We start from the raw sequence: 10,191 nt of genomic DNA, 5'->3' as shown, positions 1-10,191 counted from the left end.
AAAAATTTGATTCTCGGACTGATTGAAAATCGCTTGTCTTTTAAGGCGCTAAGTCTGATGAGGGGCTGAGTTACCCTAAATGGTAATGAGCACCGCTTTAGCAGGCGAAGCAACGAAGAAAGCGAGCGTTTGGCGGGCAGTCTGAAAGAAAGGAATATTCTTCCTTTCTTTAAAATTTATCTACTCGTTTTTCTTTTTACTTTATTTTTAAATGATTCTCTTTGTTCATTTAATTTACGCTTATAGCCAGGTTTTACTTTTGATGGCTTTTTAATTGCTTTTGTAGCAACTGCATCTAGATTGCGATCAGTTTTTTTACGAAGTTTACGTTTTGCGCGCGGACCTAAATCTACCCATTCGCCTTTTTTAAGTTCACGATGCTCGAAGTTTATACCACGTTCCTGAAGCTTATCTAATGCTTGATCATCTTCTTGGTCATAGATCGTAATCGCAGTACCAGAGAAGTTTGCTCGACCTGTACGTCCAACACGGTGAACATAGAAGTCTAAATCTGCAGGTAATTCAATATTTATTACATGACTTACCCCTTCAATATCGATGCCTCGGGAAGCTAAATCAGTAGCAACAATATATTGAAACTCTAAATCTTGGATTTGCTTCATCATTTTTTTACGTTCACGTGGACTTAAATCTCCGTGAATTTGACCAACCTTTAAGCCATATGATGATAATTGAGTCGCAACTTCTTCAGCTTTTTTCTTTGTATTTGTAAAGATAATCGCTAAATAAGGTTGAAAACTTAATAAAATATCTTTAGCCATTTTTACTTTATCTTTATGACGACTTGGTACAATAATATGCTCGATTTGCTGAGCTGAAAGTTGCTTCGGATTAATATGAATATGTTCAGGATTTTCCATATACTTTTTCAAGAATGGTTTTAGTTTCTCAGGAATTGTTGCTGAAAAAACAAGCATTTGTAATTTCTTTGGCATTTTTGAGGCAACTTGGTCCACATCATGGATGAATCCCATATCTAACATTAAATCAGCTTCATCTACTACTAAATATTTCGTAGTATGAACTAATAAAACATTATCATTTACTAAATCTTTAATACGACCTGTAGTACCTATTACAATATGTGGCTGTTTTTTTAGCTTCTCAACAGTACGTTTATAATCTGTTCCACCAACAAAGTTTTTTGCAGTTAATTGTTGGTCCTCAGGACAGCATTCAATGATCGCTTGAACATCATTATAAATTTGAGTTGCTAATTCACGAGTTGGTGCAGTAATCACTAACTGCACTTGATCTAAGGATGGATCTAGTGTATTAATTGTCGGAATTAGATATGCATGAGTCTTACCTGACCCAGTTTGCGATTGACCAATTACACTACGCCCTGTTTTAACTTGAGGTATGATCTTTTGTTGAATTTCTGTTGGTTCTGTAAAGTGCTTCTTCTCTATCGCTTCCAAAATAAATGGTTTTAAATCATAACTTTTAAATGAAATTGCCATATAACTCTCACCTTCTTAATTTAAACTTTCTATGTAAATGAGGTATTCGTATCCTCATACAAAATAGCTACAAATATCTATTATACAATAGGTTTGTGCATAAAAGCTAATACTAATTATTCTTTCTTCTTATTTAGCATTTAAATTTTTACTCTGTCCTATACTAACCATTTTAAAGTATGTGCATAGCCTAAGTAATAAAGACCATTTCTGAAAGGAGGTATTAGAATGGGGTTACTTGATAAGTTTAAGAAAAAAAATAAACAGCCTTTTCCAATGTACGGTCCTAATTATTTTAATGGTTATCAACAGCCTTATCAAAATATGCAAAATCCATACAGTCCAAGACAAAATTTTGACCAACGTTTCCCTTATCCTCAATCACCGCAGCAGACTTATCATCATCACTATTATCCACCAGTACAACAAATTTCGGGGCAACAAGGACATTATCAACAACCGATATCATATCAACCAAAGTTAAATCAGCATCAACAATATATAAATCAACATAAAATATTACAACCTATTCCTTTTCAAAATCAGCCAGTAATGCAATCACACAATGGTAGCAATTATCAACAACAAGGAGTTCAAAATCAATATCCAATGACTGGGCAACCCCCTGAAAAAGAAGATGATGGTAGTCCAGGATTTTTTTCGAGATTAATGGGAGGAGACACTTCGATTACAGGTGTTATAGGCGGTATGCAAAGAGCAGTTCAAGCTGCACAACAGGTCACGCCAATGATTCAACAATACGCACCTGCGTTAAAAAACTTTCCTTCAATCTATAAAATTTTTAAGGCAGTAAATACTGACGATCCCGTTGACACAAAAAAAACTAAAAAAAATGATTCAAATGAAATAATTGATGTTTCACAAACTCCAGATACAAAACCAAAAAGAAGAAAAAAAGCTACAACTAATACTGAAGTAAAACAAACGCCAGTTTCTGAAGAACCAACTTCAAGCGTAAATCCGAAACCAAAATTGTTTATGTAAATTTTCTTTTTCTTTGTATAGTAGCCTCTCCCTCCTTTATAATAAAAAATGATAACAATAATATAAAGGAGGGGCTACTCCATGAAAGTTATTAAAGTTACCCCACGAGGCTATTGCTACGGAGTTGTAGATGCAATGGTTATTGCAAGAAATGCAGCAAAAGATCCATCACTACCAAGACCAATCTATATTCTTGGTATGATTGTTCATAATAAACATGTTACTGATGCATTTGAAGAAGAAGGTATTATTACTTTAGATGGTCCAAGCCGTTTAGATATTTTAGAAAAAATTGACAAAGGTACTGTAATCTTTACAGCACATGGAGTTTCTCCAGAAGTAAAATCTAGAGCAATAAAAAAAGGGCTTATGACAATTGATGCGACATGCCCAGATGTAACGAAAACACATGATTTAATCAAAGAGAAAATGGCTGAAGGCTATCACTTTATTTATATTGGTAAAAAAGGACATCCAGAGCCAGAGGGAGCAGTTGGTATTGCACCTTCAATTGTTCATTTAATCCAAAGCAAGTCTGATATTGATGCTCTAGATATTCCGACTGATAAAATTATCATTACTAACCAAACAACGATGAGTCAATGGGACGTAGTGGAATTAATTCAATACTCAATTAAGAAATACCCTACTGCTCATGTACACAAAGAAATTTGTATGGCAACTCAAGTTCGTCAAGAAGCAATTGCTGATCAAGCAGGCCAAGCGGATTTAACAATCGTTGTCGGTGACCCAATGAGTAATAACTCAAATAGACTTGCTCAAGTTTCGCATGAAATTGCAGGAACAAAGGCATATCGTATTTCAGACATTTCAGAAATACAGTTGAAATGGTTAGAAGGCGTTGAGACTGTAGCAGTTACATCAGGAGCTTCTACTCCAACACCAATTACACGTGAGGTTATCGCATTTTTAGAGCAATACGATCCAAACAACGAAAGCACTTGGGGAACAGAATCAGCTGTTGAATTAAGCAAAATATTACCTAAAGTTAGAATAAAAGACTAAAAAAAAATAGGACTTTCGAATTTTATACTCGGAAGTCCTATTTTTTATTTTTATATTCATATAAATGTAAATGGATCAGTGTGGATTGTAGATGCAATAATTTCACAAGACATATTTTTTTCCTTTAGTTTATGATCTAAAAGACGTTTAACGCCTAATTTCATTACTTTTTCAATATTATGACCTGCATCAACAATATTTAAATTTAACATTTTCCAATCCTGTGCTACATGATAATATATATCACCACTTAAATACACATCAGCACCATTTCTTTTTGCATGATAAGCAAATTTATTGCCATCACCACCAACAATTGCAACTTTTTTTACTTTATCTCCTAAATTTCCTACCACTCTTACACCTTGTAAATCTAATTTGTCTTTCACATAATGCGCAAATTGCTCTAATGAAAGCTCTTCTTTAAGACTTCCGATTCTACCAATTCCAAACGTTTTTCCTTCATTTTCTAAAGTATATGTATCATATGCTACTTCTTCATATGGATGAGTTTTTTGCATCGCTTTAAGAACTGGTTTTAATTTTAATTGTGGAACAATTGTTTCAAGCTTTACTTCGTCGACTTCTTCTAATTGGTCCAGTTTCCCAATAAACGGTGTTGTCCCCTCTAACGGCATAAATGTCCCTTTTCCATTCGAACTAAAGGTACAATGACTGTAGTTACCAATATGACCAGCGCCAGCATCACAAACTGCATTTAATACACTTTCAGCATGCGTTTTAGGTACAAACACAACTAATTTTATTAGCTTTTCTACATATGTAGGAGCGAGGACTTTCGTGTTTTCTAATTGTAGTGCCTCCGCTAAAAAATCACTCACACCGATTTCTGCAATATCAACATTTGTATGGGCAGCAAAAACAGCAATATCATGTTTAATACATAGTTCCACAATCTTACCAGGTTCACTGTCTGTTTCAATCTTTTTTAAAGGTCTATAGATAATTGGATGATGAGCAATAATTAGATTAGCGCCGATCGAAATAGCCTCTTCAACAACCTCTTTAGTGACATCTAACGCTATCAATACCTTTGTTACTTGTTTTGACAATGTACCGATTTGAAGTCCATTTGGATCACCTTCTTCAGCTAAATGCTTAGGGAATAATTCTTCAAATTGCTGTACTAGCTGAAAACCATTTATCGATTTCATGAAAGCACCTCTTTAATCCACTGAAGTTTTTGTTCGACTTCTTTTATTTTCTGAACTGATTCCTCTGTTTGTTTTGCTGACTCTAGCTGAGATAAAATTCTCTCAAAATTATTATTTTCGTGTTTCCATCTCTTCATAAATGCATCATTTTTGTTTTTAAGTAAGTGGGGCCCAATAAATAGTTCCATCTCTTTCTGTTCACTGTATGCACTATTTAGACTCGATTTAGAAGCTACTAAAATTTCATAGATTTTTCCATCTTCTTCTAATATATCTTCCTCCACAAGAGAATATCCTTCCTTATCAAGCCAATTTCTAATTTGATGCGCACCAATATTTGGTTGTAACACTAATGTTTCAACACCTTCAAGTTTTTCTTTACCATTTTCTAAAATGCTAGAAATTAATGCACCACCCATTCCTGCTATTGTGATGACATCTACTTCGTTTGGAACTAAAACCTCTAGTCCATCACCCATTCTTGCCTCTACAATTCCTTCTAGTCCACTTTGACGGATTGTAGAGCGTGCTGAATTATATGGTCCTTCTGTAATTTCTCCTACAATTGCTGAGGTACATCTTTTATTTAAAACTGCATAACAAGGTAAATATGCATGATCTGACCCAATGTCAGCTAATTTTGTGCCTTCTGGTATGTAATCAAATACCCTTTTTAATCGCTTTGATAAATTTACTTCATTCATAACATAATCACCAATTTCATTTTATTTTCATAATAATATTTTACACTAAAATAGTCGATAAACCAAAATGACCCCTTCATATGAAGAGGTCATTTTAAATGCTTGCTTATTTTTTTTCAGATAACCATTTTGCAACAGCTTCCAATTGTGGTCCTTGTACTAAACCAGCAGGCATTCCGCCTTCTTTACCATTTTTAAGAATTTCTTTGATTTCATCTTCTGAGTATTTAGAACCTACTTTTGTTAAGTCTGGTCCAACACTCCCTTGTAATTGATCACCATGACAGGTAACACATGTTTGAGCATATATTTCATCTGGCTTAGTTGATGCTGTTTGTTCCGGTTTTTTATCACCGTTAGCAATTTCATCAGCCTGTTTTGCCCCTTTTAATGAAATAATTAGCATGATTGCGATTCCTAGTGCTGCAATTAGAGCAAAAGGAATTAATGGATTTCGTTTCATTATGATCCCCCTTATGTAACCCCTTAAAAAATAAAATTAATTACTATAACATTATTATTGTATACGATTAAAAACAATAAAAAAAGTATTATATTGGATAAATTTAAAAATTGTTAAACGATTTCAAAATTAAATAAACCTTTGATATAAAGAATTCCATTTAATAACACATAAATACTGTTTGATCCTATATGCGAATAAATGAAATAAGTAAGTTTTATTAAGAAACCATTTATATACATTGTCACCAATTTAGCTTTTAATCTATTTTTAATCATTTTTAGAAATAGATTGGTTCAAATCCGATCCATTCTATTTGTGAAACTTAAAGAAATTAATAATTGCTATTACAGTATAGGTAATATGTCTTAAAAACCAGTTATTTTATAGTTAGTAAGATAGAACTAATTATAAAATTAGTAAAAAAAGTAGGAAAAATGAGTGTTTGCAAATTTAAAGACAATTCTGTAAAATAAAGTAAATAGGTTACCAAAGTATAAAAATGATGGAATTACTACTAGAGTTTATCATAACCATTTTTACTTAAATTATCCTTTGTTTCATCTTTTGAATAAAATGTTTTGGATCGTATAAATAAAGATTTGTTAAATCCGATTTTCATCAAATTATATTATTCATTATCACTACAACTTAGATGATCTTTAGTTTACTTTGTAAGTAGCATAGCATTACTACTATATTATTAGTATAGACATTCGATATATTTTGACATTTTTTTAATGTGACATTTTTACTATTTAAAACGTTTTCAAAAATAAAATTTTAATTTTTAAAAATAAAAAAGTTTACCCAAATATGGATAAACTTTTTAAACATCCTATTCTAAGAAATCTTTTAGACGTTTACTACGGCTCGGATGACGTAATTTACGTAGAGCTTTTGCTTCAATTTGACGAATACGCTCACGTGTTACACCAAACACTTTACCAACTTCTTCTAACGTACGCGTACGTCCATCATCTAAACCAAATCGTAAACGTAAAACATTTTCTTCACGATCAGTTAATGTATCAAGAACATCTTCTAATTGCTCTTTTAGCATTTCATAAGCTGCATGCTCAGCTGGAGAAGTCGCTTCAGAATCTTCAATAAAGTCACCTAAATGTGAATCATCCTCTTCACCAATTGGTGTTTCTAATGAAACTGGCTCTTGAGCAATTTTAAGGATTTCTCTAACTTTTTCTGGTGGTAGATCCATTTCTTCACCAATTTCTTCAGGAGATGGTTCGCGTCCTAAATCTTGAAGTAATTGACGTTGAACTCGAATTAATTTATTAATTGTTTCTACCATATGAACCGGAATACGAATTGTTCTAGCTTGGTCAGCAATTGCACGAGTAATCGCTTGACGAATCCACCAAGTCGCATATGTACTAAATTTATAACCTTTACGATAATCAAATTTTTCAACGGCTTTGATTAGACCCATATTTCCTTCTTGAATAAGGTCTAGGAAAAGCATTCCACGTCCTACATAACGTTTTGCAATACTTACTACTAGACGTAAGTTTGCTTCTGCTAGACGGCGTTTAGCTTCTTCGTCGCCTTCTTCTATTCGTTTCGCTAAGTTGATTTCATCTTGTCCAGAAAGTAGATCAACACGACCAATCTCTTTTAAGTACATACGTACAGGATCATTAATTTTAACACCAGGAGGAACACTTAAATCATTTAAGTCAAATTCTTCTTCCTTTTCTAATTGAGCACCTCTTGGCTCATCTTCAGCATCACCGACAATGTCAATGCCTTGTTCGCCTAATTGCTCATAAAATTCTTCAAGTTGATCTGAATCAATTTCAAATCCGTTTAAACGGTCTGCAATTTCTTCGTATGTAATTACACCACGTTTTTTACTATTTTCAATTATTAATGCTTTTACCTGATCAAGTGTTACTTCTGTTTCCGTATCTTTAGAACGAGCCGATTTATCAGCCATCTGTTCCCCTCCTTCGAAAAGTTCGCGAATCATTTAACATATTTCATAGTAGATCTGAGCTGTGTGATTTGTTGGAGAATCGTTGCAGCTTTTACAAAATCTCCTTCACGTTCAGCTTTTTTTAGATCTATTTCTTTTTCACGTATACGTTGTTGTTTATCATAGTTGTTTAATGCATCTAAATAATCCTTTAACTCTCGCTCTGCTAATTCAGGTGCTATCTGTAAATTGACAATTTTTGAAACTACTTCAAGTAACCTTTTTGAAGGAAGGTAATTCATAAATTTACTAATATTAGACTCATTGCCCTCTTCATAATAAGCATAAAGATGGATTATAATCTCGGAATAATCATTATTGTAGAATAGACCCTGATATTGCTGCCTTACTTGTTCAGCTACTTCTCTGCTATTTAGCATATGAGCTAAAAGTAATTGTTCAGCTCTAACGTGTGCAGGAAGAAGTGTCTTAGAAGTAATATCGCGTTTGATATCAGTTTTTACTTCTGTTACATTAGATATACGATTTGCCTGATTACTATATTGTCCAAATTCCTTCTTAAGTACTTCAATCGAGATCGAAAACTCTTTTGAGAGTTGATTTAAGTAATAATCTTGTTCGATAAGTTGACTTAATTTAGCAATTTCCTGTAGCATTTCTTTTATATACTGAAATTTAACCGTTTCATCTAAAAGATTTTTTCCTTTTCGATGATATTGCATTTTAAAACTCATTAATGATACACTAGCTTCAATAATAGAGGTATTAAATTTTTCTGGACCAAATTGCCTTATATACTCATCAGGATCTAACCCATCAGGCATTTGTGCAACCTTAATTGTAAATCCTTCTTTTTGAAGAATTTTTGCTGCTTTTTCAGTAGCGTTTATACCTGCTTGGTCTGAATCGTAGCAAATAATAATTTGATCAACAGACGTTTTCAAGGCTTTCGCTTGATCCTCTGTTAATGAAGTTCCCATGGTTGCAACAGCATCATGGACACCAGCTTTATAAGCTGAAATGACATCTGCAAAACCTTCCATTAAAATTGCTCGATTTTGCTTTCGCATAACATTTTTCGCTTGGTAAAATTGATATAATAATTTACCTTTATGGAAAATTGATGATTCAGGACTATTTAAATATTTTGGTGACCCTTCACCCATTATTCTGCCACTGAATGCAATAATTTTACCTTGATGGTTATGAATCGGAAAAATTAATCGATTTCGAAATCGATCATAGTAATTACCATCTCGTTCACTTCGAACTACTAGACCAGCTTTCTCCATGACCGGCATTGGATAACCACGTTTTTCTAACACCTTCGTAACAGCATCCCAAGAATCTAAAGCAACACCAAGCTCAAAATGCTTTATTTCTTCTTTAGAAATCCCTCTGTTATACAGGTATTCTAACGCTTGTTTACCTTCTGTTGTGTTAACTAATAGATGATGATAGTACTTTTTGACAAACTCATGAGCTTCAAGCATAATTCCATGCTCAGTAGCTTGTGGATTCTTAACTGTGTCAATAGTTTCTGAAGGTAAAGTGATATTTGTCTTCTTTGCAAGCTGATGGACAGATTCTTGAAAGTTTAGTCCTTCAAGCTGCATAATGAAAGAAATCGCATTTCCTCCAGCACCGCATCCAAAACAATGAAAAATTTGTTTTTCAGGAGACACAGAAAAAGATGGTGTGCTTTCTCCGTGAAAAGGACAAAGTCCAAAATAATTTCTTCCTTGTTTTTTCAGAGGAACATACTCACTCACTACATCAACTATGTCAACTGACTGACGAACTTGTTCGACAAGTTCATCGGGAATTCTGTTTCCCATACTGACAGCTCCATATACTATTTTATTCGATAAAACTCACTGTATTCCTTCATGATTCGACAAAAATATTTCCATATTTTTCACTTAATATTTTCCGCTTTATTAAGTACAACATGAATTAGTATTAATCAAAAAACAAAGTGTTAACAGTAGTTCATAAGCATTGCATTCAACTGCTAGTTCTGGTTTTCATTAACCCATTTATTTATCGCTTATGATTAATTTCTACACGTCTTTTGTAATTCCTTCAAAACATGTATCGATTTATGTAGTTTTATTTCCATCCTTTAATAAACTAGGAAGCACATATTGATAGTTTATTCGTAAGTACAAAAAGTTAAACCTATTATTAGTTCATTTCATACAATTTTTTATTATAATCTATTTTAATTAGGAAATCTAGCAATAAACCTTAAAGAATTTTATCTTTTTTCTAGGCTCTGTTAATATTAATTGTTGATTTTAGTTAAATTCGGGACTAATTGAAATGGAAGGTGCGAAGACTCCTATGGGAAATGCGGGAAACTTGAGACCCCTAA

General features: G+C 33.0%; 8 protein-coding genes. 2 read left to right on the top strand and 6 right to left on the bottom strand.

Going from position 1 to position 10,191, the window contains the following annotated elements; translation table 11 throughout:
• Positions 1-176: 176 nt before the first annotated feature.
• Entirely contained in the window at positions 177-1,484 is a 1,308-nt protein-coding gene (locus COC46_RS21295) for a DEAD/DEAH box helicase (RefSeq protein WP_098811890.1), read from the bottom strand.
• Between the two features lie 228 nt (positions 1,485-1,712).
• On the opposite strand from COC46_RS21295, the gene vrrA reads away from it, so the two are divergent.
• Positions 1,713-2,489: a VrrA/YqfQ family protein gene (gene vrrA, locus COC46_RS21290; protein WP_098811889.1), complete on the top strand. Its 777-nt coding sequence runs from the start codon at positions 1,713-1,715 to the stop codon at positions 2,487-2,489.
• 81 nt (positions 2,490-2,570) lie between these two features.
• Positions 2,571-3,515, top strand: coding sequence for a 4-hydroxy-3-methylbut-2-enyl diphosphate reductase (locus COC46_RS21285; protein WP_098811888.1), 945 nt, complete (start codon positions 2,571-2,573; stop codon positions 3,513-3,515).
• A gap of 56 nt (positions 3,516-3,571) precedes the next feature.
• Here the strand turns inward: COC46_RS21285 and COC46_RS21280 are convergent, their stop codons facing one another.
• From COC46_RS21280 to dnaG, 5 genes are all read right to left on the bottom strand, one after another.
• Entirely contained in the window at positions 3,572-4,690 is a 1,119-nt protein-coding gene (locus tag COC46_RS21280; RefSeq protein ID WP_098811887.1) for a Nif3-like dinuclear metal center hexameric protein, read from the bottom strand.
• Positions 4,687-5,394: a tRNA (adenine(22)-N(1))-methyltransferase gene (locus tag COC46_RS21275; protein ID WP_098811886.1), complete on the bottom strand. Its 708-nt coding sequence runs from the start codon at positions 5,392-5,394 to the stop codon at positions 4,687-4,689. The genes COC46_RS21280 and COC46_RS21275 overlap by 4 nt, the downstream gene beginning before the upstream one ends.
• 106 nt (positions 5,395-5,500) lie before the next feature.
• Positions 5,501-5,857 (bottom strand): cytochrome c550, encoded by a 357-nt coding sequence (gene cccA / locus COC46_RS21270; protein ID WP_098811885.1) that lies wholly within the window; start codon positions 5,855-5,857, stop codon positions 5,501-5,503.
• 838 nt (positions 5,858-6,695) lie between these two features.
• Complete coding sequence (gene rpoD, locus COC46_RS21265) at positions 6,696-7,814, bottom strand: RNA polymerase sigma factor RpoD (protein WP_098811884.1); 1,119 nt, start codon at positions 7,812-7,814, stop codon at positions 6,696-6,698.
• A 29-nt stretch (positions 7,815-7,843) separates the two neighbouring features.
• Positions 7,844-9,652, bottom strand: a complete 1,809-nt coding sequence (gene dnaG, locus COC46_RS21260; protein ID WP_098811883.1) for a DNA primase — start codon at positions 9,650-9,652, stop codon at positions 7,844-7,846.
• Positions 9,653-10,191 lie beyond the last annotated feature (539 nt).

The organism is Bacillus sp. AFS041924 (assembly GCF_002577195.1).
Taxonomy (GTDB): Bacteria; Bacillota; Bacilli; order Bacillales; family Bacillaceae_G; genus Gottfriedia.
The sequence above is the reverse complement of the archived record's forward strand: the minus strand, read 5'-3'. Positions and strand labels throughout refer to the sequence as shown.

What these genes read in the sequence shown, in the direction of transcription:
- COC46_RS21295 (WP_098811890.1), bottom strand. Translation starts at nt 1,484, where the DNA reads ATGGCAATTTCATTTAAAAGTTATGATTTAAAACCATTTATTTTGGAA.
- vrrA (WP_098811889.1), top strand. Translation starts at nt 1,713, where the DNA reads ATGGGGTTACTTGATAAGTTTAAGAAAAAAAATAAACAGCCTTTTCCA.
- COC46_RS21285 (WP_098811888.1), top strand. Translation starts at nt 2,571, where the DNA reads ATGAAAGTTATTAAAGTTACCCCACGAGGCTATTGCTACGGAGTTGTA.
- COC46_RS21280 (WP_098811887.1), bottom strand. Translation starts at nt 4,690, where the DNA reads ATGAAATCGATAAATGGTTTTCAGCTAGTACAGCAATTTGAAGAATTA.
- COC46_RS21275 (WP_098811886.1), bottom strand. Translation starts at nt 5,394, where the DNA reads ATGAATGAAGTAAATTTATCAAAGCGATTAAAAAGGGTATTTGATTAC.
- cccA (WP_098811885.1), bottom strand. Translation starts at nt 5,857, where the DNA reads ATGAAACGAAATCCATTAATTCCTTTTGCTCTAATTGCAGCACTAGGA.
- rpoD (WP_098811884.1), bottom strand. Translation starts at nt 7,814, where the DNA reads ATGGCTGATAAATCGGCTCGTTCTAAAGATACGGAAACAGAAGTAACA.
- dnaG (WP_098811883.1), bottom strand. Translation starts at nt 9,652, where the DNA reads ATGGGAAACAGAATTCCCGATGAACTTGTCGAACAAGTTCGTCAGTCA.